This is a genomic window from Flavobacterium sp. UM26 (assembly GCF_057922445.1).
This window is the reverse complement of record NZ_JBVHCY010000014.1, coordinates 16,038-40,309: the sequence shown is the minus strand read 5'-3', so window position 1 is coordinate 40,309 and position 24,272 is coordinate 16,038. Positions and strand designations below refer to the sequence as shown.

The window sequence follows — 24,272 nt, the reverse complement described above, 5'->3', positions numbered from 1 at the left end:
AGAAACCCAACAGCCGATAAAAATCACTTGTATTGCAGACACCGACACCGTTGGTAAGTACACGATTCAACTATTTGTTGAAAAGAAGGCCAGCTTGTAACAAGGTATTTGCAAAAAAGCGGGTTCAGTGCTTAACCAAACTTTAGGGGTTTTTAATAACTTTGTTGCTTAATCTAAAGAAAGTGCATTTTAAACCGCTTCTTAGCAAATACCCGACCGTTAGAAGCAATACTATCAGAAACCTTAATTTAAAAACAACGATATGTTAGAAATTGGTGATGTATGTAGAATAGAAATGAGCGAAACTTTATATAAAGTAATTGACACAAGGACAAAAAAGTTGAAATTAATTATAGATGAAAATACTAGTAAGACAATTATTGAAAATTTTGTAGATCTGGAAGAAGTTGACAATCCAAAAATAAAAATAATCGATGTTTCTGTAATAAAAATTAATCCTGCGTAATATGAAATTTTCCTTTAGTGATTTAATTGATTTGGTGGATTCAACATATAAATGCAACAGTATTTAATTTATTAAGACACTATCCTAAAAAGTGTGTAAGTTTAAAAATATAGGGGTTTGACTTTTTAATTAAAGTTGAACCCTTTTTTCAAATATAGTTAAGAACTGATTGAGTATTAAACCCCCCGCTCTGCAAAGTGTTCTTGGTAAAAGATAAATTTGTCGTTAAAGCTGCGCGAATGTCTCTGACTTCGAGCCATTTTAAATCGTTTTGTAAAACGTATATGTTTTAAAGTCTCCCGTTGTAGTTCCAGAACGTTAGCTTTCATTTTAATCACATTATATTAAAAAATACAACTTATGAATCAATTTTCGTTTGAAGAAAAACAATTAAAACTTAAAGTTGCAAAATTACCTATTTTAGTTCGTCTCATTTTATTTATAATTACATTTCTTTGCTTTGTACTTCCTCTATTCGGAATAGTTTTGAATATTATTGAGGGAAACGGAATAAAGTTTGGAGGGATTTTAGCATTTGAAGTGTTTTCATTTATAGGTTTTTTTATGTTACGCGTCAGTTTGTGGAATAGCTTTGGTGAAGAAATAATACAATTTAATGATGACCAAATAGAATATGTCGCTGACTATCGTTGGTTTAAAGATGGGAAAAGAACTCTTGATAAAGATTTAATTATGTATTCAATAAAACCGATTGGATATGAAGATGACAATAAAGGAATTCTTGTAATTTCGAATGGAGATTCGAAAATTGAATCAGTTGTAAAAATGCAAAATAAAAACCTTGAAGAACTAATCGAATTATTACAAAACGCCCGCTCTACAAAGTGTTCTTAGTAAAAGATAAATTTGTCGTTAAGGCTGCGCGAATGTCTCTGACCCCAGCTCCGCAAAGTGTTTTAAACAATAAATAGATTTGTTATTAGAGCCCCTAAGTCAGATATATTCGCATAGCACGCTATTTTTTTGATTCGTCAGATACTTTGCGTAATTAGTTATTTTCAAAAAGAGATCAAATAAATAGAAGAAATATGAAAGGACTCCAGGATATGGTATTTTTAGGAGAAATTGTACTCCAAGTAAAAATTGCAAGAAAAGCTAATGAACGTTTAAAAGCGACTCATCAAAATTTAGACAACGTTGAAGTATGGTGCTCAATTCAATCTATTCTTGTAGCTGCTGCTAACGTTTCTAAGATACTTTTGCCGCCTAATAAGAAATATAAATCTCGTGGAGAAAGATTGCAGAAAATTCTCGAAATAGAACAAGGAAATATTCTGTTTGATCGTAAATTTCGTAATCATTTTGAACATTATGATGAAAGGATTGAAGAATACTTTAATATAAACCAACAAGTTGTTTATATTGACTTAGCGATGAATCCTTTATTTTCAGGAAGAATGCTTAGTAATACCCATAGAGGATATAATTCATTTGATAATACGGTGGTATTTCGCAATGAAACACTAGCTTTAAATGAAGTATTGAACGCACTTGAAGAAGTATTTGAAAAATGTAAACCATATACATTGACCTAAATAACCTTCATTAAAAGCCATATCTGCCAATTGCTAATTTTGTAATAAACTCAGTTAATAAGACAAAAAAAACAGTAGCATTAATCCGTGAAAAAACTAATATTCATATCCTTACTTCTTTCATTTAGTAGTTTATCCTTGTTAGGACAAACAAATAAATTACCAGTTCCTACAAAGGCTTTTATCGAGAAAGCCAAATACTTTTCTGATTTCGAAGAAAAGTATTTCACAAAATACATTGGCAAAAAAACGGAGAAAATCTTGAAAAGATATACTGACTCAAAAGATGTTTGTGCAAGCGAATATGAATTTAGAACGGGAATAAAAATGAAAAGTAATTCCTGTTCTGAGGCAGGCTCAGAAGTAGAAATCATTTTTCCGAATTATTCCAAAAACGAGGTGGTTAAATTCGTTGAATGGTTTTTTAAAAATGATTTCAGTGAGTGGAATAAAACAAAAACAAATTATCAACCCAAAGAAGATGGCGATGCAGGCTGTTATCTTGAAATTAAAGAACTGAAAGGTAAAATAGTATTAAGTTACTATTGTGGTTGTTAACAGAATAGACTTTTTAAAACGCTTCAATAATTTCCCCGCTCCACAAAGTGTTCTTAGTAATAAATAAATCTATCATAGAATGCGTAGTGCAGCACGACATTTTTTGATATATCAGAATACTTTGCGTAACTGAATTAATGCATACTATACGAAAATTAGTAAATTTGAATAGTTAATAATAATTACAAGTGTTGCGCTAGATACTTTAATCCACCAGTTCGTAACATTGGCAATATCTAAAATATATGAACAATCAAATGCTCTTTTTTTTCAGTGCATTAGGTGCATTTAATGGTTTTATACTTTCAGTTTATTTTGCTATTAATGCTAACAAGAGAAAATTTTCAAATTACTTCTTGGTATTTTTGCTTTTGACGTTAAGTATAAGAATAATTAAGTCTGTATTTTTCTATTTTAATCCCCAACTATCAAACACTTTTATTCAGATTGGACTTTCTGCTTGTATATTGATTGGTCCTTTTCTTTATTTATATCTAAGATCTCAGTTGGATACTGAAAAAACAAGTTGGACTATTCATGTTTTTCCTTACTTAATAGGAACTATCGTTTTGGGATTGTCCTATCCATATGTTGAACATCAAGCGATTTGGAGTAAGTGGATTGTAAAAAGCATCTACATTCAATGGTTTGTTTATATTCTTATTTCTATAAAATATATTTGGCCTGTTTTTTATAAATTCAAAAAGAAACAGAGCTTATCCAAGATGGATGTTTGGATATTAAGTATCTATTTTGGCGTTGCGTTTATTTGTTTGGCTTATTCTACAGCAACATATACCTCATATATTGTTGGAGCTTTATCGTTTACATTCATTCTCTATCTAATTATTTTGCTTTATGTTTTCAAGAATAAACACGCATCTACTTTTTTTCAGGAAAAAGAAAGGTACCAAAACAAGGAGCTTGACGCTGTAACAATTGAGGCCATACAACAAAAAATACTTTTTATTGCTGAAAAAGAACTCTTTCTTAACCCAAATCTTACCTTGGATGATACGGCAAAAGAAGTTAAGATTAACAAACACCAATTGTCACAATATCTAAATGAAAAATTAAATAAGTCTTTCAACGTTTTTATCAACGAATTCAGAATTGAAAAAGCAAAATCTTTGCTTCAGACTAAGACCAATTATACAATGGAAGGTTTAGGCTATGATTGCGGCTTTAATTCAAAATCAACTTTTTTTACAACCTTTAAAAAAATAACAGGTCAAACTCCCACCGAATACCAAAGAGGCTTTCAGAATGAGTTCGGTTTTATAAACTCGAACTCCAAAACCATAAAATAAAACTTCTAAACCTTTTTATCGCTACATATTTGCACAGATTATTAAAAATTAAAACAATGCAAAATATGTACAGAACAATTTTTAAATTAAGGTTATTTTTTTTGATAAGCACTTGTTTTTGCTTGTCCCCTACATTGGTTTTTTCACAAAATAAAATCCTATTTGTCGTTTCGAACCAAGATTACTACGGAACATCCAAAATTAAAACGTCTAACCATTTTGGTGAGATGGTAGTACCCTATGATATTTTTACCAGGGAAGGTTATACTGTAGATTTTGTAAGTCCTAAGGGTGGAGCTGTTCCAATCGGGTATATTAATGCGTCGGATAGCATTCATAAAAAATACCTTTACAACAGTTTTTTTATGAATAAACTCAAAAACACCTTGAAGCCTCTTGATGTTATTCCCCAAAATTATAGTGCTATTTTATATGGAGGTGGTGGTGCTGCTATGTTTGGTATAGCAGAAAATATTGATATTCAAAATCTTGCAAGACAAATTTTCAACGATAACGGTGTTGTTTCAGCGATTTGCCACGGTACTGCAGGCTTAGCATATCTAAAAGACGATAATGGAAAATCCCTTTATAGTGGCAAAAAAATAACAGGCTTCGCGGATAAATTTGAGGATAAAGCAGAGGAGTATTACAAAACGTTTCCTTTTGCTATGGATCAAGCCATAAAAAACAATGAAGGCAATTTTGTATATGCTGATAATTTGGGCGAAAGTTTTTATGTGGTCGATGGACGATTTGTAACTGGGCAAGACCCCAGTTCAGCATCAAAAATGACTTATGAAATCATCAAACTTATTAAAAAAAATAAATTTTTAATTCCAGAAGTAACATTAAAAAAAATCGATAAAGTGTTTTCGGAATGGGACAATATGCCAAATAAATTGGGTGTAGCGGGTGGTCTTCTAAAAGACGGAAAAATTGTCTATCTAAAAGGGTTTGGGAGTGCTGATCTAAACCACGAAATCCCGATTAATGAAGATACGCAATTTCAAATTGGTGCTATGGCTAAGCAATTTACTGCTTTTGCAATACTCCTTTTGGAAGACCAAGGAAAGCTGTCATTAGCAGATGATGTGCGTAAATACATACCGCAATTAAATAATTTCGGACATACAATTACCATCAAACATTTATTAAGTCAGTCTAGCGGCTTGCACGACTTTATGTCTTTAAAAGAAATTGCTGGTTGGAGAGAGAAGGATGTCTTTACACAAAATGATGCTTTGGATTTAATTTTCTCACAAAAAGAATTGGATTATGTACCAGGGACAAAGTTTTCACAGACTAGTTCTGGTTTTATTTTATTAGCTGAAATAATAAAACAAGTTACAGGTCAAACACTTGCAGAGTTTTCTCAAGAACATATTTTTCAACCTTTGAAAATGAACAATACTTTGTTTCTAGATGACCATGAAAAGTTTATTCCCAACATAGCTATTTCGTATCAAAGTAGTAAAAACGGATTTAAATATAATCCAATCAACTATTCTATTGTTGGAACAACCAATCTTTATACTTCTGCGGCGGATATGTGCCGTTGGTATCTCAATTTTGAGAATCCAAAGGTCGGTAGCAAAAAGATGATAGAAAAGCTAAGGTCTCCAGTTACATTAAATGATGGAAAAACAACTTTTAAACCAACATCTGGAAGACTAATTTATGGACAACAGTATGAGCACTCAGAACGAGGTTTGCCAAAAAATTGGACTTTTGGTTTAGAGGGCGGTTATGCTAGTAATATTTTCATATTTCCTAACCAAAAAGTTACGGCATTTGTGCTCGGAAACAACATCAGATATAACGGTAGTCTTGCTATGCAAATGGCACAGGAAGTGTTGGGAATTGATTTTCCAGAACCAGAAAACATTGATTTTACTAAAGTTAAAAGTATAAAAATGTCACCCCAGCAATTAGAAAGCTACAGTGGTTATTATTGGGACAATGATAGAGCGTCAGCTCGAAGGGTATATGTAAAGAATGATGCTTTATACTATCAAAGTATTGGTACTAGTAGCGAAAGTAAATTGTTGCCTTTGTCAGAAAATGTTTTCCAGATGATACTCGAAAGTGATGATGTTGTAATGGTAAAATTTCGTAAAGAAGATGGAAAAATGAAAATGATTTATACCTCTGGAAAAAGTGATGACTATGTATTTGAAGTCTACAAACCGCTAAATATATCTGCCAAAGAAATGAGTACCTACACAGGCACATTTTACAACAAAGCATTAAAGGCATCTTACATAGTGTCTCAAAATGAAAAAGGCTTATGCACAAGCAGTAAAAGTCAACCCGTAATTGACTTTACGCCTATTCAAGTGGATCTGTTTTTAAGTAATATCAGAAGTTTTGGTAGTATTCGATTTGTTCGAGATAAGCAACAAAAAATTATAGGATTTTATATAAACTCGGATAGGATTAAGAATTTATTTTTTGAAAAAATCTATAATTAACTTTAAAATGTAAAGACATGAAGTACACTAAAATTGCTTATTTAGTAGTAATGGTACTATTGCAAGGAGCGACTTTTGCCCAAGCGTCATATAACAAATCGGAAATAAACCAGATCGAAGAAACTTTGAAGCACTATATAGAAGGAACGGCAAATGGTCAGCCAGAAAGGTTGAAAAAGGCATTTCATCCCGATTTTAACTTGTACTCCGTCGCAAAAGATACCTTGAGAGTTTGGAAAGGGCAGGAGTATAGTAGCAATATCAAGGAAGGTGAAAAGACGAACCGAATAGGTCGTATTCTTTTCATTGACATAGAGAATGATGCTGCCATTGCAAAAGTAGAAATTTTGATGCCCGAAAGGCAACGAATTTATACCGATTACTTTCTTTTGCTTAAGTATCAAGGCACATGGAAAATAATTCATAAAAGTTTTACATGGAGAGCACTATCTAAAATAGATAAGAAATAAAAGCCATCCTCTAACAACTAGTATTTCGTTGTGTGAGTAGGATCAACATTGGATAAACTCTAGATCGAATAGCCTAAAACTTGTCTTTATTTCCCTTTGAATTAAGACTAAGATTTATAAACAATAAAACAAACAGCAATCGGATTAATAAATCGGTTGCTGTTTTTTTGTGATTTTTTCGCCAAGGTTTATATGGTTTTTTTGATTTTCGACAAGAATTCGTGCGAAACACCCAAGTAAGAAGACAGGTTCTTGTTGTTGATTTGCTGTGTTTTGTGCGGGTATTTTTTGATGAACTCCATATAGCGCTGTTTAGAGGTTTTGTTCAAGACATCCAAAAGTCTTTCTTGCATAATGATGTTGGTTTTTTCTATCATTATGGTGTGAAATTGAATCAATTTCGGAACTTCTTGAAACAGTTTTATTTTGTTGGCTTTGGTGATAACCAAGATTTCGCTGTCTTCTAGCGCTTTGATGTTGTATTTGGCCGGTTTTTGATGGTAAAAACTTTCTACATCACAAATCCAATCGGTGTCAAAAGCAAAAAACAAGATACTTTCGGTTCCGTTTTCTTTCAAAGTGTAAATTTTGAAGGACCCTTTCAAAACAAAACCTTCGTATTTACTATTGGAATCCTGTATTTGCAGGAAGTCATTTTTCTTTAAGCTAATAGGTTCGACTTTGTTGAGAATCAATTCCCATTCTTCGTTCGTGAGTGGGATTTTGGCTTCAATATTCTGTCTTAGTAATTCGTACATGGTTTGGGGTTTTTCAAGTTTAAATTAGTCTAAGGATTCTTTTTATCGAAAAACAGTAGGTTGTGTAATCGATTACGTAAAAATATGAAAATTATATTATCTTCAATATAATAAACAATAAAAAAATAAAAATTAAAAATTTTATAACATTTGTTGAACTTGTTCAATTTTTTTGAACTTTTTTGTGATTTATTTTGTAATGCTTTAAATCTATTATTAACATTAAAAAAAAGTATTATGAAAGTAAGAATTATGAAGGCTGTTTTTGTGCTAAGCCTTTTTTGGGGATGGGTAAGTTGCAATTCTGATGAGGTCGTTACGGAAACAAATGCCGAGGTGAATGCTGAGGCAAATTTGTTAGCAAAAACCACTACGGCTTCTACCTTAAGAGTTGGGGATTGTACAGCTGTTCCTGGATGGGCTTCACAAAACGGTGGGACTACCGGAGGAGGTAGTGCTGCAGAAACTGTAGTAACGAATTACGCTCAATTAAAAGCCGCAATCGAAAATACGGCTGTGAAAGTAATCAAAGTAACCGGAACAATTACGATCCCAGCCACTTCAACGGGTAGAATTGCTTTTCAGGATCAAACCGGAAAAACTATTTATGGCGCGAGTGGGGCAAAATTGGTTTCGACTGATCAAACCAAAGCCAACTCTGGAATTTTGAACATCAAAAGATGTAAAAACATCATCATTCGAAATTTGATTTTTGAAGGACCTGGAGCTTATGATGTTGATGGTTGGGACAACGCCATCATCGATAATTGTCAAAACGTTTGGGTTGACCACTGTGAATTTAGAGATGGAGTTGATGGCAATTTAGACATCAAAAACCAATCCGATTATGTGACGGTTTCTTATACTAAATTTACCTACTTAAAACCACCAAGAGCTGGAGGTTCTGGAGGTTCAGACGATCATAGATATTCCAACTTGATTGGTTCTAGTGACGGAGCAACTGCTGATCGCGGTAAATTGAGAATTACTTTCGCTCGTTGCTGGTGGGCTAGTGGTTGCAAAGAGAGAATGCCAAGAGTGCGTTTTGGAAGAGTGCATATCATCAACAATTATTTCAGCAGTAGTGTGAGCAATAAGTGTGTAGCCGCTGGTTTTGAAGCGAACATTCGTGTGGAGAACAACGTATTCGAAAATGTAAAAACACCAATCGATTTGATGACTGGATTTACTGCTGTTACTGCGGTGGGCAATATTTTTACCAACACTACAGGAAATACGGCTGGAAGTAATACGGCCTTTACACCGCCATATTCTATACCAACTCTTGCGGCATCAGCAGTTAAGGCTAATGTTTCAGCAGGAGCGGGAGCAACATTTACAGGAAATGTTTGTGGTTCTTTTTAAGCAATTGAAAAGAATGTAATCGAAAAAGGTGTGGTATCTTTTTCAAACCCTCAAATGACATAGTTGTTTGAGGGTATTTTTTTGTACCATAAAAATAAAAAGTAAAGTTATAGTGGAGGGTTTTGGGTTATTCCTATATTTGGAAAACCCAATCTAAAGCTATAAATATGTTGAAATCTTGCCTACTATCACTTTTGTTTTTAAGTTTTGGTTTTGCTGTAGAGCAACCTGCATTTTCAGAAAGAAACATTCCTAAAACAATAGTAGTCCCAGCCTCTTTTTTACCGCTTACTTTAGAGGAACTTATGGCCGATACACTTGTTCCGATTGCAATTTTGGAACAAAAAAGTAAAAAGGTTTTTGAAAAATACGGGCTCGATTTTCAAGGGAATTGTTACGATTGTGATTTGGCCAACCTCAAAATTTCAAAGCAAAAGCTAGTCCTTACTAATGTTTGCGATGCTACCCAATCCGAAGTATTGAAGGTGTTATTCATTAAGAAAGTGAACAATCAAATTATAATTGGTACGTCCAATAGCCAGTGGGTTATTGCTAAAATTGCAAAAGAAGGTGTTTACCAATTGAAAATAGAAGGCAAACTAGTAACCAAAGAGAGCTTAAGAGTGAGTGCTTTTTTTACGGCAAAGAAAAAATTGCGTCAGTTTAAAGTCCACGATTGTGGCGATTTTCAAGGATAGTTTTTAAAAGAGGGTCAATTTTTTTTAAAATCCCAAAAAAATGTTAAACCTTTTTAGCTTTGGAAAGTCTATATAGAAAACAAACCAAATAACCCAAAATAACCTATTATGAAATACTTACCACTACTTGTACTCGCGATGTTGTTCATAGGATGTGAAAAAAGCGATGATATTCCACAAAATCCAACTACGGAAGCTTTTTATTATCCACCCACTACAGGAAGCACTTGGGAAACAAAATCCATAGTCAGCTTGGGATGGAACCAAAGCGCTGTTCAGCCCTTAAAAGACTACTTGGCGCAAAAAAACACCAAATCCTTTATGATTCTAGTGAATGGTAGAATCGTGATGGAAGAATACTTCAACGGACATACCGCAGCGGCAACTTGGCAATGGAATAGCGCTGGAAAGACATTAGTAGCTACCACCACAGGAATTGCACAACAAGAAGGCTTGCTAAACATCAACAACAAAGCGTCACAATATTTAGGTACAGGATGGACAAGTGAAACATTGGATAAAGAAAATCTGATTACGTCTAGACATTTGCTGACTATGAGCTCTGGTTTGAATGACGAAAAAGAGCTTGTTATAAAATCAAATTTGACGTATTTGGCCGATGCAGGCACAAGATGGTCGTATCATAATGTGTTTCAGAAGTTGATGGATGTAGTGGCTGCGGCAAGTAAACAAGATTTTGAAGTGTATTTCAATAGCAAGTTGAAAAACAAAATAGGAATGGATGGTTTCTGGAACTATGGCCCTATTTTTACGATTTACAATAGTTCTACCAGAAGTATGGCTCGATTTGGACTTTTGGCCCTTAAAAACGGCAAATGGAATAATGAACAAATCATTAATGAGACTTATTTTAAGGAAAGTATCAGTACCTCTCAAACCATTAATCCTTCTTATGGTTATTTGTGGTGGTTAAATGGAAAATCGAAGTATATGGTTCCTGGTGGGCAAACGATTTATCAAGGGGCTTTGGTACCTAATGCACCTGCTGATATGTATGCAGCGATGGGAGCAGAGGACCAACGTATTTATGTGATTCCGAGTAAGAATATGGTGGTGATTCGAATGGGTGACGCTTCGGATCCTGCGAATCCAAATTTTGCACTTTCTGGTTTTGATACGGCACTTTGGGATAAAATTAATGCGGTGATAAAGTAATTTTTAATTTTAACCACACTTCGATTCCTCAGTGCAGGCTAGAATCATATATTAATACTAAATAGTTAAAGGATAAATAGAAATAGTACTATTTCACACATAGCAGAGCTATGTGAATAGTAAAACGTCTATCCTTTTCTTTTAAAACTAAAAATTCTTTTTTTTTCCTATGTGGTAAAAAATAATTTCACCCAACAGGTAATTTTAATTAAAAAAGCGACAACAAATCTTGGTTTTGTTGTCGCTTTTTTTTGGTTGTATCCCAACAGAAAACCTTGTGGCTCTTTAGCCCTGATCGCAGCGGCATCCTTTTGTGCAGCGATAGCGGAACAAAAGATATAGCGGAGAGCAGGAACTTTGTTGACAAAAATGCCTATTCTTTCGCTCCTGATGGGAATTATCGTTGATTTCCTCTTTTTTAATGAAAGCTTTTAAGTGTCCGTTATTTTTCAGAATTTAAAATGGTAAAAAAATCTATTGCTACAGCGTAAATAAATTAACAGTTGTTTGTTGAGGGCTGGTTTTAGTGTATTTTATAATTTTTATTTGAAAAAATAAATTTTTGTAGTGTATTCCTTTGATTTTCAGGTTATAAAATTAGCGTTGTACTATTTATTTTATTATATTTGAGTTAATAATAATATTGTTGCCGTTTGCCTTGATTTTGCCAAATTTTTATTTTTTGCTTTAAAAGTCAATTCCAAATTAGATTTGGCTTTAAACGAAGCTTAAAAAATTTTAAATAATCTAATAAAACCTAAATATTATGAAAATCACTATTGTAGGGAGTGGCTATGTTGGTCTTGTAACAGGAGCCTGTTTTTCCGAAGTTGGTATCAACGTTACGTGTGTAGATATAGACCGTAATAAAATAGACAAGCTTAACGAGGGAATTATTCCCATTTATGAGCCTGGACTCGAAGATATGATTACCCGAAATATGAAAAAAGGGCGATTACATTTTACCACAAACATACAAGAAGCCTTAGTTGATTCCGAAGTTTTATTTATTTCTGTGGGAACGCCACCCGATGAAGATGGTAGCGCTGATTTGAAATATGTATTGGCAGTAGCTAGAGATTGCGGAAAGTATATTAATGACTATTTATTGGTAGTTACCAAAAGTACAGTTCCTGTAGGGACTTCTCAGAAGGTAAGAGAGGCGCTGCAAGAAGAGTTAGATAAGAGAAAGGTTTCCATAAACTTTGATGTTGCTTCCAATCCCGAATTTCTAAAAGAAGGAGCAGCCATAGACGATTTCTTAAAACCCGATAGAATTGTTGTAGGACTCGAAAGTGAAAGAGCTCAAGAGTTAATGAAGAGTTTATACAAACCCTTTACGCTGAATGGTCACCCAATTATTTTTATGGATATCGTTTCTGCAGAAATGACCAAATATGCCGCAAATTCTATGCTTGCCGCAAAAATTAGTTTTATCAACGACATCGCGAATTTGTGCGAAATTGTTGGAGCTGATATTAATAAAGTCCGCAAAGGAATAGGTTCTGACTCCCGAATTGGAAATAAATTTATATATCCAGGAATAGGTTACGGTGGGTCTTGTTTCCCAAAAGATGTGCAAGCATTAATCAAAACGGCTGGGGAATACGATTATGAATTGCGCGTTTTAAAAGCTGTAGAAGCTGTTAACAATGACCAAAAGTTAGTGCTTTTTCATAAAATAATGAAGTATTTTAATGGAGATGTCAAAGGTAAAAGTATTGCACTATGGGGGCTTTCCTTTAAACCACAAACCGATGATATGCGCGAAGCGCCTTCTTTATACATTGTAAAAAGTTTACTGAAGGCGGGTGCCATAGTAAAAGCCTACGATCCAATCGCGATCAATGAAGCGAAACATCATTTTGGAGATACCATTACCTATTACGAAGATCAATACGAAACCCTTATTGATGCCGACTGTTTGGCAATTCTAACCGAATGGCCAGAATTCAAATTTCCAAATTTCAAAATTGTTCAAAAATTACTAAATCGACCTGCAATTTTTGATGGACGTAACATCTACGATAAAGACGAAATGAAACAAAATGGTTTTGACTATTTCTGTATTGGAGTGAATACTTCAAAATAGGTAAGCTCTCGTAAATAATAATTCGGTTCTAAAAACACAGGTTATGGCAATGAAAAAAATTTTAGTAACTGGTGGTGCCGGTTTTGTAGGCTCACATTTGTGTGAACGTCTTTTAAATGAGGGCAATGAGGTGTATTGCTTGGATAATTTTTTTACTGGGCAAAAGAAGAATGTGGTGCATTTGTTAAACAACCCCTCTTTTGAATTGATCCGTCACGATGTGACTACTCCATTCTTTATCGAAACGGATGAGATTTACAATCTCGCTTGTCCAGCTTCGCCCATACATTACCAACACAATCCCATAAAAACAATCAAAACTTCTGTGATGGGCGCCATTAATATGTTGGGACTTGCCAAACGAGTAAATGCTAAAATATTACAAGCCTCGACAAGTGAAGTCTATGGAGATCCGTTGGTACACCCGCAGCCAGAATCGTATTGGGGACACGTCAATCCAATTGGGGAGCGCTCGTGTTATGATGAAGGCAAACGCTGTGCTGAAACATTATTCATTGATTACCACAAACAGAATAATGTCAAAATTAAAATCATAAGAATATTCAATACCTATGGCCCAAGAATGGATCCTAATGACGGAAGGGTGGTTTCCAATTTTATTGTTCAAGCCTTACAAAATCAGGACATCACTATTTATGGAAAAGGACAACAAACCAGAAGTTTTCAGTATGTAGATGATTTAGTGGAAGGAATGATCAAACTGATGGCAACTCCCGATCATTTTACCGGTCCTGTCAATGTGGGAAATCCAAACGAGTTTACCATTCTTGAATTGGCAGAAAAAGTCATACAACTAACGGGTTCAAAATCAAAACTAATCTACCAACCCTTGCCTTCGGATGATCCTATGATGCGACAACCAGATATAACGATTGCCAAAAAAGAGTTAGACTGGTCTCCAAAAATTCAGTTGGATGAAGGTTTAATTGAAACGATAAAGTTTTTTGAATCAATTATTTAGTTGAGTTTTAAGTGCTATTAAAATGTTGCTGTTATGAAATTATACAATCTTCAATTGGTTGAAAAAATGTGTCGAGGCAATCAAGAACAGATTGCAAAGATGGCTGAAGTATTTGTAGAACAAATTATAGATGCTATAAACGAGATAGAAGCAGCCTACACAGAAAAGGATTTTATAAAAATCGTTAGACTATCACATAAGATAAAACCAACGTTAGCTTATTTTGGAACAGATCAATTAGCTGAGGAATTCCTTCTTACCGAAGATTTATTGTCCAATGAAATTACTGCACCAGAAGTAGATATGAAAATTGCAGCGCTAAAGTTGGTGGCACAGGAAGTAGTAGATCAAATGAAAAATGATTTTAATATAACGAATACCTAATGTTATGAAAAAAAAGATACTAGTAGTAGATGACGAAATAAGCATTTGCTTGTTATTGCAAAATTTTCTTTCTCAGGATTATGAAGTTATAACAATCCACGATCCTATAGAGGCACTGCAATGGCTTGATGAGAGTCTTCCTGATTTAATAATAAGTGATATCCAAATGAAGAATATGGATGGTTACGAATTTTTAACTAAGGTTCGGGAACGAGGATTTACCAAGCATACTCCTTTTATTATGCTATCGGGTAAATCAGAAAGTAAAGAGCGAATAAAATGTTACCGATTAGGAGCTCAGGATTATTTGACCAAACCCTTTAATCCGGAAGAGCTGGAGGAATTGGTCAAGAAAAACATTTACCCCATTCATTTTGCCATAGAATGGTAATAAAAACATCACTATCTGCAATCAAATTAAAGTCCCCATGAGCTCAAATCTAACTATTTTGTATATCGGAAACACAGCAGAATACTTTAACCAAAAAGAATTCGAAAATTGGTCAATAACGGTTTTAGAAAATAGTATTAAGGCTTCAAAGTTTCTACAGTCTCATAAAAAGCTAGACGCTATCATTTGTGATTATAATTTGCCAGGGAATAATGGAATCTTTCTTTATGATTGGATTCGAGCGCAAAATGAATACGACGCTATTCCTTTTATTTTACTGTCGAAAGATTTTAATCCAGACCTCTACAAAACAGCTTTTAGAAAGCAAATAGATGATTTTTATGTGATTTCAAATACTGCGCCAACTGCTATTTTAAATAGAATAGCGTTTTTATCACAACATAGAAAGCCCAAACATAAAAAAGAAACCATATTTGACTTTAGTGAGCAAATGTATAAAATGCCACTATCTAAACGCATATTCGACATTTTTGTAGCCTCATCAGTGTTAGTGGTAGCAGCGCCATTTTTGCTATTAGTTATTGCAGCCATTCGACTGGAATCCAAAGGGAAAGTATATTACATTTCAAAACGTGTGGGCAGAAAAACATTTGATTTTTATAAACTTAGATCCATGCGCACAGGTTCTGACGAGCTACTCAAAAAATTGGCTGCAGAAAAAAATCAATATAAAAAAGAAACTACCACAGAAGGTGATAGCCCATTGGATATTCCTTGCCCAAAATGCAGCAAGCTTCCGGAGGGACAAACATGCTCTCCTGTAATGTACTTAGACACACACCAAATATGCGATTATTGGTATACCATTCAAAAACAAGAAGCGGCTAAAAATAATTCAACTTTTGTAAAAATTGTCGACGATCCTCGAGTGACCAAAGTAGGTAAGTTTATCAGAAATACCAGTATAGACGAACTTCCCCAACTTATCAATGTGCTAAAAGGTGATATGTCTATTGTAGGCAATAGACCTTTGCCCGTTTATGAAGCAGAAATGCTAACGGGAGATGAATTATCTAAACGGTTTTTGGCTCCTCCTGGAATTACGGGTTTGTGGCAGGTAGAATTAAGAGGTAAAGGAGGTAAAATGTCTGAAGAAGAACGTATGCGCCTCGATAATGAATATGCGGATCAATTTAAGGGAGATAACTATTCCTTTTGGTATGATATGAAACTTATTTTAAGAACGATTCCCGCATTACTTCAAAAAGGTTCTGTGTAATAAATAAGATTTGATTCTTTATACTTATGAAACAAAAAATTTTAATATTCTCAATTATTGGTGTTTTTGTTTTAGGCTTACACAACACACAAGCTCAAACCGTTCAAAGTAAAGATACTTTACTAACTGGTAGCGAATTTTATTTTCCGCCGTTGAAAGTAGTTATAGATTCGGTTTTAAAGCGAAATGCCATGCTCAAGTTTAGAAAGAATCATATTGGTGTAAAGGAATCTACTCTAGAATCAGAACGTATTTTTTGGACAAGAAATATGGGAGTTCAAGTTGATGGTAGATACGGAACCTTAAATAATTTTTCTAACAATGATGATGGGATTTCTAATACTGCATTTTCAACACTTTCTACACAATACAACTATAGTGTGGGGATGTATCTAAAATTTCCAGTGTTTGATATGTTAAACAGAAAGAATCAACTCAAACTAGCGAGACTCGAAATTGAAGAAGCCAAAAACATGTCCAAATTTCAAGAAGACGAAATACGACAAACAGTCATTAGGATGTACCAAGACGTTATTTTGAAGCAACGATTACTTCAGATACGATCAAAAAACTTTGGTAATGGAAAAGTTAACATGGAAATGGTCGAAAAAGAATTTAGAAATGGAGCTGTACCAGTAGCAGAATACGTGCGAATAACCAGTATAACGGCTAATCTTGAGGCCGATTATGAATCTGCAAAGGCTGAATTTATAACTGCAAAGCAATTGCTCGAAGACATGTCTGGACTTGTATTCGATTTAACAAATTTATATTAGAAAGATGAAAATAATTGATTTTGTACGATTGATTGTAAAGCATCTGCTGCTCTTACTATTGGTTCCAATTGTTTTGGCTTTATTGGTAATATTGCTTACTAAAAATCCATCTTTTGAATATTCTTCTCAAACAGTTTTATACACTGGTATTGCGACGGGTTCTTCTATAGAAATGGATAAAACATTCAATTATCAAGCATCGAACGCAGCCTTTGATAATTTGATCAACATTATCAACTCACGCGAAACTCAAGAAGAAGTTGCGGTTAGATTATTAGCGCAGCATTTGATGCTCCCAGAAGCCAATCCAAGATACATATCCAAAACTTTTTTTGATAAATTAAAAAGCAAAGTACCAGCTTCTCTGTATAAATATGTAGTGCGCACAAATAAACCAGAGTCTTCTTCAATCGAAAAGAATGATCCAAATAAAGCGCTGTTCCCCCCTGAAATCAATAGAGATGATTACGAAAAGACCGTTAAAAATTTAATGGATTTAATGAAGAGCAGCAATACTAATTATGTTTATGAACTATTAAATTATGGCGAAGATGACCATTACTCCATCAAAGCAATTTCAAAAGTAACCGCCCTAAGAATTTCAAACAGCGATTTGATCAAATTGAGTTACACGGTAAATGATCCTGGGATTTGTCAACAAACTCTTGCCATCTATAACCAAGTTTGTATTGTAAACTATAAATTTATTAAAGAAAATAGATCGGATGCAATTGTAAAATACTTTGAAGGGCAGTTAGAAAATGCCAGACAAAAATTAGCTACTGCTGAGGATATTCTTCTCGAGTTTAACAAATCATCTAATATTATCAACTACTACGAACAAAGTAAAGCTGTGGCCGTAGTTAAAGAGGATATGGATGTAGATTACAATAAAAAAATAGCGGAATTGGCAGGAATCGAAGCTTCTAGAAAACGATTAGAAGAAAAATTGAAAATACAAGAAGCCATCCAGAACAAGACGGCAGCTGTTCTTGATAAAAAGAAACAAATCGGGGATCTTAATTACAAAATAGCTTTGATCAAAGCGAGATTTGAATCGACTAATAATGAGGAAGATTTGGCAAAAATTGCCGAGCTAAATAAAAAAGCCGAAGCCCTCTCAAACGACATAAAAAGAAATGTAGCTGAATTGTATTCTTATCAAAATTCTATTGAAGGGTTGCCCGTTTCCAAAATTCTTCCAGATTGGATAAACAATGTAGTAGAAGCAGAAAACATTAAAGCAAAACTTAAAGTTATAAACGGACAAAACAAAGAGTTTCAATCAAAATATGCCAATTATGCCCCAGCAGGAGCGACTATCAAAAGAATTGAAAGAGAGATTTCGGTTTCGGAGCAAGGCTATTTAGAAATCCTTCATGGATTAAATTTAGCGAAACTCAAATTGCAAGATAGTGAGCTTACCTCCAATTTGAAAGCCATTGACCCTCCTTATTATCCTTTATCACCAAACCCTACCAAACGAGCGCTATTAGTTATTGCGGCGGCCATTTTAGGAGGCCTAATTACATTGGCAATTATTTTCATAATGGAGTATTTTGATGATACATTGAAGAACGCTAAAATAGCCAGTAAAAAACTTGGTTTGGATGCATTAGGGATGATGCCTAAGTTAGTAATAGATCCAGGAAGTGTCAATTTACCCTACATTCAAAAGAGATTAATTGAGATAATTACACAAAATGTGTTGCAATATTTTGGAAAGCATCCCTCAGCGAATAAGACAAAAACCATAGTTGTCTTTAGTACTCAAAGGCAAGAAGGGAAAACGGTAATGGCTGGAAATATTGCCAAAACATTGAAAAATGAAGGAAAAGAAGTCGTGATGCTTACGTATGAAGGTGCAAAAAAAACAGTAAGACAACATCCGAAGTTTTCTGGATTAAATAAATTTTTAGGTTATGCAGATCCTAGAATTGATTATGACAATCCATTTTTAGCCGATGTTTCTACTTATCTGAATGAGACCGAGTATTATACTTATGCCGTAAACAATACCTTTTATAACGCTCAAAATTATTCCGATATTTTGAATCAAAATGGCATTACACTAAATGGTGTTCCCGATTTTATAATTATTGAACTACCGCCCTTACTTGACTATGTCTATCCAACAGAATTAATAAATCAAGCCGATTTGAATATTCTCGTGTGTCGCTCTAATCGAGTCTGGTCAGATGCAGACCAATTGGCAATGAAAAATATAGTAGAAACAGCTGCTTCAAAAATTAATTTTATTATTAATGGAGTACAAATCAATGAAGTGGAATCCATTTTAGGGGAACTGCCTAAAAAACGAAGTTTATTACGAAGGAAATTAAAATCAATGTTCAAATTTCAATTTTTTTCTAAAGCCCAAATCTAAAATAAACTAATGAAAACGCTCAAAAAAATAGCGCAAGAAGATAATTTTCTGTCCTTGACAGGGAATCTTGTCATTGCCGTTTTAGGTATTGCAGGTTTTGCATTATTAGCGAGAAGTTTGTCTCTGGATGTTTTTGGGCAATGGGTGTTGTTTATTACCGGCGGGTCTTTTGTAGAAATGTTTCGCTTTGGGATTACCAATAATGGTTTAATTCGTTTTTTATCAGGAGCCGATGCGTCGTCTCGAATGGAACTAATTGGTTCTAATGCTCTGATTGGTTTGGTGGCCACTCTTGCAATAGCATTGATTTTGGTTTTGTGCTATGTGTTATTCAATGAGGCAATTAGTGCTTCTGGATACCATCTATTTTTTAAATGGTATCCATTACTGGCTTTTTTAAATCTTCCTTGGAATAATGCGCTAGTTGTTTTGCAAGCCGACAGAGCATACGGAAAAATATTGCTATTAAAATCAGTGAATAGCGGCCTATTCTTCTTAGTGATTTTAACTAATTTTTTTCTAGAGTTGTTGACATTAGATCAATTAGTAATGGCAATGCTTATCATCAACGCCTTGACTTCTTTCATAAGTATTGTAATGGGTTGGGATGGAACTAAAAACATTTTCAAAGCCAACAAAAAGACCAATCAAACCTTATTAAATTTCGGAAAATATACTACGTTCACCTTAATTGGAACCAACCTGTTGAGAAGTGCCGATACCATAATTATCAGTTTAAGTCCACTAGGAAGTGCCGCTGTTGCTTTGTATAGTATTCCACTAAAATTGACAGAATTACAGCAAATTCCACTTCGAAGTTTTGTGGCTACCGCTTTCCCTAAAATGTCTAAGGCAAGTGTTCATGGCAAAATGGAAGAAGTAAGAGATTTGTTCTACACCTATTCTGGAGCATTAACCTACCTTTTTGCTGGTCTAAGTGTAGTCACATTCGTATTTGCAGAATTCTTTGTGTTAGTCATAAGTGGAAGGCAGTATTTAGATACTGATCCTCAAACGGGATTTAATGTTGTCAATATCGTGCGCGTATTTTCTATTTACGGATTGTTATTGCCTATCGATAGAATGACCGGTATTGGTTTGGATAGCATCAACAAACCAAACATTAACGCCATAAAGGTATTTGTTATGGTCTTGGCAAATATTATTGGGGATTGTATCGCCATTTTTATATTCCAATCGTTGTTACTAGTGGCAGTTGCCTCCATACTTTTTACTTTAATTGGCATTTGGATGGGAATGTATTTCCTCGACAAAGAACTGACTCTGACTTATAAAGAAATTTTCTCGAGTGGATTCGATTTTTACAGGAGCCTTTTTCATAAAGCCACTAAAACAAATTTGAAGGAATCATGAAAAACAACAAATAAACAAAGTGAATACAAGCAGTAATAATATAAACCCCTTTGATAAAGCGTCTGGTTCAGCTAGTTTAACTAGCCCCAAAGGGCTTGTGTTATTGTTTGTAACACTAGTGTTGATAGCATTGATAATCGCAAAATTGAAAACAGCAGGAATCGTTCTTTTAATTGCGCTACTATTTTTGGTTTTCTATCTGTATAAGTTGTTTTCAAATCCTATTTTGGGATTCTATACTGCTATTGGTCTGAACTTTTTGATACTGGGTTTAACCCGATATATAACTGGTTTACCCTTAGGTTTTGCAATAGATGGCGTCATGATTTTGACTTTCTTAGCATTAATTTTTTCTAAGTTTAGAGAAAAGGTTGATTGGTCTCCTGCAAATAAAGACATTACATTTTTTGCTGGAATATGGTTGTTATATTGCATATTTCAATTGATAAATCCAGAGGCACAAAGTGTTGAAGCTTGGATTGCGGGTAGAGGTCTTGGATTTTATTTCTTTTTCTTCTTAGTGCTCACTTTTTTATTCATCGATACCCACAAAAAGTTAGACACGCTTTTATATATCTGGGGTGTTTTTTCGATACTTGCTACTTTGAATGGAATGAAACAGCTCTTCATAGGGGTAGATGCTGCTGAGCAAGCTTGGTTGGATGGTGGTGCAGCGCAGACTCACGTGCTTTTTGGTAAACTTAGAGTCTTTTCTTTTTTTAGTGATGCAGGTCAATTCGGAGGAAATCAAGGATACACCGGCGTGGTAGCTCTAATTTATTCCATGACTAAAAAAGGTTTTGCAAAAGTCTTTTTTATAATCGTTGGAGTATTAGGATTCTATGGCATGTTAATCTCAGGAACTAGAGGCGCTATTGGTGTGCCCTTGGGTGGTCTTATGACCTTTTTCTTCTTGAGGAAAAATGTTAAAATATTGACTGTAGGGGTACTATTTCTGGCTATGGTTTTTGTTTTTTTCAAATACACAACTATTGCTAATGGCAATGACCAAATACGCCGAATGCGAACAGCATTTGACCCCAATGAACCCTCGCTTCAAGTACGATTGAACAACCAAAAAATACTCAAAGTTTATCTGGCCTCAAGACCCTTTGGTGGCGGAATTGGTCATGCAGGCGACAAAGCACAACGTTTTTTGCCCAATGCATTTCTTTCTCACGTAGCCACCGATAGCTGGTATGTACTTATATGGGCAGAATTAGGAATTGTAGGCTTGGTGTTTCATTTGTTTATCTTGTTTTATGTGGTAGGCAAAGCTTCTTATAAAGTCATGTTTAGAATTCGAGACCCCATAACAAAGTTGAAATTGAGTGCACTGATTTCTGGAATGGTTGGGATAATGACAGCTTCGTATGGAAATGCTGTTTTGGGGCAAATGCCAACTGCCTTACTCATTTATGCAACTATGGCGATTATTTCTAATCCTGAAATTTTTGAAGCAGACCAACAAAAGAAAGAACTAGAATTGAGTACAGCACAAAATGTATAAAACTGAGATTACTATATAAGGCTAAACGAATCAATCATTAAAACCAAAAAGCTATGTACTATAGAAATGTAAAAGATTTAAATAATATAATACTTCAGCGATTAAGTATCATTCCACGTGATTTTGATTTGATTGTTGGGGTTCCAAGAAGTGGGATGCTTCCAGCAAACTTATTAGCCTTATATCTTAATAGGCCTTATACAGATATTCATTCTTTTTTGAATGGACATATTTATAAAGCAGGTGCAAGAAGCCAGTTTTTTGATATTTCTGAGTTTAAAAAAATTCTTGTGGTAGATGATAGTATTGCTTCGGGCGCTGCTATGGTTGAGGTTAAAGAAAGTTTGAAACATCTCGAAAACCAATTTGAATTTAAATTTTGTGCCGTTTATGTCATTCCAGGCAAAGAAAAAATGGTCGATTATTTCTTTGAAGTGGTGCCTTTGCCAAGGTATTTTCAGTGGAACATTCTTAATCATACCACTTTAGAAAAAGCTTGCTTTGATATTGATGGGGTTTTGTGTGCAGATCCTTTGCCAGAACAAAATGACGATGGAGAAAAATACATTGATTTTATTTTGAATGCCCCACCATTGTTTATTCCAGGAAGCAAGATTGGTACAATTGTTACCTCACGACTAGAGAAATACCGCAAAGAAACCGAAACTTGGTTGAAGTCTAATAATATCAAATACAATGAATTGGTTATGCTCGATTTACCCAATATGGAAGCCAGACAGCGAGCCAATAGCCATGGCGATCATAAGGCGAAAGCCTATTTAGCAAAACCGTATGTGCTTTTTGTTGAAAGCGAATACCATCAGGCTGTTGAAATCAATAGGTTGTCCAAAAAGCCTGTTTTATGTACCGCAAATTTCGAAATGATATTCGAATCGGAATCTTTTATGTACAATCTTAAAAGCGGTAAGCACCTTCCTTTCTTAAGAAAATACGCTTTAAAAGCGAGAGATGTACTGAGAAAGTTTAAATAAGAAAATGAATAAAGCACCAACAAATTTTAATTGAAAATTTAAATTATGCTTCTATTAAACATCATACAAATTGTGCTACTATTCCTTTTGGGTTTGGCAACCTTATATATTTTATTGTTTTCAATTGCAAGCTTATTCTATAAGCAAGAAAGATATTCTGATAACGGAAATATAAAAAAAATTGCTGTGCTTATTCCGGGGTACAAAGAAGATGATGTAATAGTTGAAGTCGCCAAAGCTGCTTTAGAACAAGACTACCCATCTACTCATTATGATGTGGTAATTATAGCAGATTCTTTTCAAGAAGAAACCATTACAGCCCTAAAGGCGTTACCCATCATCGTTATCGAGGTAAGTTTCGAAAAAAGCACAAAATCCAAAGCGTTGAATAAAGCTATGGCAACTCTAGAAAAGGATTATGATATTGCTGTGGTTTTAGATGCTGATAATGTGATGGCAAGTGACTTTTTGAAGCAAATAAATGCAGCATTTGAATATGGTTTTATTGCGGTGCAAGGTCATCGAACAGCCAAAAATACGAACAATTCTTGGGCTATTCTTGATGCTATTAGCGAAGAAATCAACAACAATATTTTCAGAAAAGGGCATCGTGTGTTGGGACTTTCTTCGGCAATAATAGGTTCGGGAATGGCTTTTCAGTACCAATATTTTAAATCACTTATGGCAAGTGCAACAGCCGTTGGTGGATTTGATAAAGAAATTGAACTCCAAATGCTAAAAGAAGGACATACGATTGTCTATCTTGATGATGCATTAGTTTATGATGAAAAAATACAAAAAGCTGAAGTGTTTGGTAACCAACGCCGTCGATGGTTGTCTGCACAATTACATTACTTTAGAAAAGACATTTTGACTGCCACTAAACATTTATTACTCAAAGGGAATGTGGATTATTTTGATAAAGCTATTCAGTTTATTCAGCCTCCTAGAATATTACTACTCGGAGCCGTTATACTGTGCAGCGTTAGTTTTGTTCTGCTGAACTATTGGTTAGACAACCCAAAAGCGTATTCGAAGTATTGGGTGGTTCTGTTAATAGCTTGCGTGCTGTCATTTGTTTTTTCGGTACCAAAATCCTTTTACAATCGCAAAACATTGAAAGCATTAATGAGTTTGCCAAAAGGAATGTTCATGATGTTGTTGTCTCTACTAAAAATAAAAGGAGCCAATAAAACATTTATTCATACCAAGCATGGTGCTTCTTCTTAAAAAAAAGAGAGTCTGGAGTGTATATGATAGCAATGAGAAGCAAAGGTCGATTATGATTATTGAAAGATACATATGACTGTTGAATAT

Annotated in this window: 22 protein-coding genes; 21 read left to right on the top strand and 1 reads right to left on the bottom strand. The window is 34.3% G+C overall.

Annotated elements, in window-relative coordinates:
- The first annotated feature begins 262 nt into the window (after nucleotides 1–262).
- The 7 genes from ACZ1AQ_RS14455 to ACZ1AQ_RS14425 all read left to right on the top strand — a co-directional run bounded on the left by ACZ1AQ_RS14455 (nucleotide 263) and on the right by ACZ1AQ_RS14425 (nucleotide 6,831).
- Nucleotides 263–466 (top strand): hypothetical protein, encoded by a 204-nt coding sequence (locus ACZ1AQ_RS14455; RefSeq protein WP_489633571.1) that lies wholly within the window; start codon nucleotides 263–265, stop codon nucleotides 464–466.
- A gap of 360 nt (nucleotides 467–826) precedes the next feature.
- Nucleotides 827–1,321 carry a hypothetical protein gene (locus ACZ1AQ_RS14450; RefSeq protein ID WP_489633570.1) on the top strand — a complete coding sequence of 165 codons (495 nt, stop codon included), beginning with the start codon at nucleotides 827–829 and terminating at the stop codon, nucleotides 1,319–1,321.
- 194 nt (nucleotides 1,322–1,515) lie between these two features.
- Nucleotides 1,516–2,022, top strand: coding sequence for a hypothetical protein (locus ACZ1AQ_RS14445; protein ID WP_489633569.1), 507 nt, complete (start codon nucleotides 1,516–1,518; stop codon nucleotides 2,020–2,022).
- 87 nt (nucleotides 2,023–2,109) lie between these two features.
- Complete coding sequence (locus ACZ1AQ_RS14440; RefSeq protein ID WP_489633568.1) at nucleotides 2,110–2,580, top strand: hypothetical protein; 471 nt, start codon at nucleotides 2,110–2,112, stop codon at nucleotides 2,578–2,580.
- A gap of 506 nt (nucleotides 2,581–3,086) precedes the next feature.
- Nucleotides 3,087–3,890 carry a helix-turn-helix domain-containing protein gene (locus ACZ1AQ_RS14435; RefSeq protein WP_489633567.1) on the top strand — a complete coding sequence of 268 codons (804 nt, stop codon included), beginning with the start codon at nucleotides 3,087–3,089 and terminating at the stop codon, nucleotides 3,888–3,890.
- Between the two features lie 56 nt (nucleotides 3,891–3,946).
- Entirely contained in the window at nucleotides 3,947–6,361 is a 2,415-nt protein-coding gene (locus tag ACZ1AQ_RS14430) for a serine hydrolase (protein ID WP_489633566.1), read from the top strand.
- Nucleotides 6,362–6,378: 17 nt separating this feature from the next.
- Nucleotides 6,379–6,831 carry a nuclear transport factor 2 family protein gene (locus ACZ1AQ_RS14425; RefSeq protein ID WP_489633565.1) on the top strand — a complete coding sequence of 151 codons (453 nt, stop codon included), beginning with the start codon at nucleotides 6,379–6,381 and terminating at the stop codon, nucleotides 6,829–6,831.
- Between the two features lie 188 nt (nucleotides 6,832–7,019).
- Here ACZ1AQ_RS14425 and ACZ1AQ_RS14420 read toward each other — a convergent pair whose 3' ends face one another.
- Nucleotides 7,020–7,589, bottom strand: a complete 570-nt coding sequence (locus tag ACZ1AQ_RS14420) for a Crp/Fnr family transcriptional regulator (RefSeq protein ID WP_489633564.1) — start codon at nucleotides 7,587–7,589, stop codon at nucleotides 7,020–7,022.
- Between the two features lie 237 nt (nucleotides 7,590–7,826).
- Between ACZ1AQ_RS14420 and ACZ1AQ_RS14415 the strand changes: the two genes are divergently transcribed.
- The 14 genes from ACZ1AQ_RS14415 to ACZ1AQ_RS14350 all read left to right on the top strand — a co-directional run bounded on the left by ACZ1AQ_RS14415 (nucleotide 7,827) and on the right by ACZ1AQ_RS14350 (nucleotide 24,185).
- Entirely contained in the window at nucleotides 7,827–8,954 is a 1,128-nt protein-coding gene (locus ACZ1AQ_RS14415) for a pectate lyase family protein (RefSeq protein ID WP_489633563.1), read from the top strand.
- Between the two features lie 167 nt (nucleotides 8,955–9,121).
- Complete coding sequence (locus ACZ1AQ_RS14410; protein WP_489633562.1) at nucleotides 9,122–9,652, top strand: hypothetical protein; 531 nt, start codon at nucleotides 9,122–9,124, stop codon at nucleotides 9,650–9,652.
- A 108-nt stretch (nucleotides 9,653–9,760) separates the two neighbouring features.
- Nucleotides 9,761–10,828 carry a serine hydrolase domain-containing protein gene (locus tag ACZ1AQ_RS14405; RefSeq protein WP_489633561.1) on the top strand — a complete coding sequence of 356 codons (1,068 nt, stop codon included), beginning with the start codon at nucleotides 9,761–9,763 and terminating at the stop codon, nucleotides 10,826–10,828.
- A 766-nt stretch (nucleotides 10,829–11,594) separates the two neighbouring features.
- Complete coding sequence (locus ACZ1AQ_RS14400) at nucleotides 11,595–12,920, top strand: UDP-glucose dehydrogenase family protein (RefSeq protein WP_489633560.1); 1,326 nt, start codon at nucleotides 11,595–11,597, stop codon at nucleotides 12,918–12,920.
- 49 nt (nucleotides 12,921–12,969) lie between these two features.
- Complete coding sequence (locus ACZ1AQ_RS14395; protein ID WP_489633603.1) at nucleotides 12,970–13,902, top strand: UDP-glucuronic acid decarboxylase family protein; 933 nt, start codon at nucleotides 12,970–12,972, stop codon at nucleotides 13,900–13,902.
- A gap of 33 nt (nucleotides 13,903–13,935) precedes the next feature.
- Nucleotides 13,936–14,286 carry an Hpt domain-containing protein gene (locus ACZ1AQ_RS14390; protein WP_489633559.1) on the top strand — a complete coding sequence of 117 codons (351 nt, stop codon included), beginning with the start codon at nucleotides 13,936–13,938 and terminating at the stop codon, nucleotides 14,284–14,286.
- Between the two features lie 4 nt (nucleotides 14,287–14,290).
- The gene (locus tag ACZ1AQ_RS14385; RefSeq protein ID WP_489633558.1) at nucleotides 14,291–14,677 is read left to right on the top strand and encodes a response regulator; all 387 of its coding nucleotides are present in this window, start codon (nucleotides 14,291–14,293) and stop codon (nucleotides 14,675–14,677) included.
- Nucleotides 14,678–14,714: 37 nt separating this feature from the next.
- On the top strand, nucleotides 14,715–15,917 hold the full coding sequence (locus ACZ1AQ_RS14380) for a sugar transferase (RefSeq protein WP_489633557.1): 1,203 nt from the start codon (nucleotides 14,715–14,717) through the stop codon (nucleotides 15,915–15,917).
- A 26-nt stretch (nucleotides 15,918–15,943) separates the two neighbouring features.
- Complete coding sequence (locus ACZ1AQ_RS14375) at nucleotides 15,944–16,693, top strand: TolC family protein (protein ID WP_489633556.1); 750 nt, start codon at nucleotides 15,944–15,946, stop codon at nucleotides 16,691–16,693.
- A gap of 4 nt (nucleotides 16,694–16,697) precedes the next feature.
- On the top strand, nucleotides 16,698–19,079 hold the full coding sequence (locus ACZ1AQ_RS14370; protein ID WP_489633555.1) for a GumC family protein: 2,382 nt from the start codon (nucleotides 16,698–16,700) through the stop codon (nucleotides 19,077–19,079).
- 9 nt (nucleotides 19,080–19,088) lie between these two features.
- Nucleotides 19,089–20,453: a lipopolysaccharide biosynthesis protein gene (locus ACZ1AQ_RS14365; protein ID WP_489633554.1), complete on the top strand. Its 1,365-nt coding sequence runs from the start codon at nucleotides 19,089–19,091 to the stop codon at nucleotides 20,451–20,453.
- A 19-nt stretch (nucleotides 20,454–20,472) separates the two neighbouring features.
- Nucleotides 20,473–21,963, top strand: a complete 1,491-nt coding sequence (locus tag ACZ1AQ_RS14360) for an O-antigen ligase family protein (RefSeq protein WP_489633553.1) — start codon at nucleotides 20,473–20,475, stop codon at nucleotides 21,961–21,963.
- Nucleotides 21,964–22,016: 53 nt separating this feature from the next.
- Entirely contained in the window at nucleotides 22,017–22,955 is a 939-nt protein-coding gene (locus ACZ1AQ_RS14355; protein ID WP_489633552.1) for a phosphoribosyltransferase, read from the top strand.
- A 45-nt stretch (nucleotides 22,956–23,000) separates the two neighbouring features.
- Nucleotides 23,001–24,185: a glycosyltransferase family 2 protein gene (locus ACZ1AQ_RS14350; RefSeq protein WP_489633551.1), complete on the top strand. Its 1,185-nt coding sequence runs from the start codon at nucleotides 23,001–23,003 to the stop codon at nucleotides 24,183–24,185.
- Nucleotides 24,186–24,272: the final 87 nt, after the last annotated feature.

Excerpts from the sequence above, each read along its gene's own strand:
- ACZ1AQ_RS14455 (WP_489633571.1), top strand. The coding sequence starts at position 263 with ATGTTAGAAATTGGTGATGTATGTAGAATAGAAATGAGCGAAACTTTA.
- ACZ1AQ_RS14450 (WP_489633570.1), top strand. The coding sequence starts at position 827 with ATGAATCAATTTTCGTTTGAAGAAAAACAATTAAAACTTAAAGTTGCA.
- ACZ1AQ_RS14445 (WP_489633569.1), top strand. The coding sequence starts at position 1,516 with ATGAAAGGACTCCAGGATATGGTATTTTTAGGAGAAATTGTACTCCAA.
- ACZ1AQ_RS14430 (WP_489633566.1), top strand. The coding sequence starts at position 3,947 with ATGCAAAATATGTACAGAACAATTTTTAAATTAAGGTTATTTTTTTTG.
- ACZ1AQ_RS14425 (WP_489633565.1), top strand. The coding sequence starts at position 6,379 with ATGAAGTACACTAAAATTGCTTATTTAGTAGTAATGGTACTATTGCAA.
- ACZ1AQ_RS14420 (WP_489633564.1), bottom strand. The coding sequence starts at position 7,589 with ATGTACGAATTACTAAGACAGAATATTGAAGCCAAAATCCCACTCACG.
- ACZ1AQ_RS14415 (WP_489633563.1), top strand. The coding sequence starts at position 7,827 with ATGAAAGTAAGAATTATGAAGGCTGTTTTTGTGCTAAGCCTTTTTTGG.
- ACZ1AQ_RS14410 (WP_489633562.1), top strand. The coding sequence starts at position 9,122 with ATGTTGAAATCTTGCCTACTATCACTTTTGTTTTTAAGTTTTGGTTTT.
- ACZ1AQ_RS14405 (WP_489633561.1), top strand. The coding sequence starts at position 9,761 with ATGAAATACTTACCACTACTTGTACTCGCGATGTTGTTCATAGGATGT.
- ACZ1AQ_RS14400 (WP_489633560.1), top strand. The coding sequence starts at position 11,595 with ATGAAAATCACTATTGTAGGGAGTGGCTATGTTGGTCTTGTAACAGGA.
- ACZ1AQ_RS14395 (WP_489633603.1), top strand. The coding sequence starts at position 12,970 with ATGAAAAAAATTTTAGTAACTGGTGGTGCCGGTTTTGTAGGCTCACAT.
- ACZ1AQ_RS14390 (WP_489633559.1), top strand. The coding sequence starts at position 13,936 with ATGAAATTATACAATCTTCAATTGGTTGAAAAAATGTGTCGAGGCAAT.
- ACZ1AQ_RS14385 (WP_489633558.1), top strand. The coding sequence starts at position 14,291 with ATGAAAAAAAAGATACTAGTAGTAGATGACGAAATAAGCATTTGCTTG.
- ACZ1AQ_RS14380 (WP_489633557.1), top strand. The coding sequence starts at position 14,715 with ATGAGCTCAAATCTAACTATTTTGTATATCGGAAACACAGCAGAATAC.
- ACZ1AQ_RS14375 (WP_489633556.1), top strand. The coding sequence starts at position 15,944 with ATGAAACAAAAAATTTTAATATTCTCAATTATTGGTGTTTTTGTTTTA.
- ACZ1AQ_RS14370 (WP_489633555.1), top strand. The coding sequence starts at position 16,698 with ATGAAAATAATTGATTTTGTACGATTGATTGTAAAGCATCTGCTGCTC.
- ACZ1AQ_RS14365 (WP_489633554.1), top strand. The coding sequence starts at position 19,089 with ATGAAAACGCTCAAAAAAATAGCGCAAGAAGATAATTTTCTGTCCTTG.
- ACZ1AQ_RS14355 (WP_489633552.1), top strand. The coding sequence starts at position 22,017 with ATGTACTATAGAAATGTAAAAGATTTAAATAATATAATACTTCAGCGA.
- ACZ1AQ_RS14350 (WP_489633551.1), top strand. The coding sequence starts at position 23,001 with ATGCTTCTATTAAACATCATACAAATTGTGCTACTATTCCTTTTGGGT.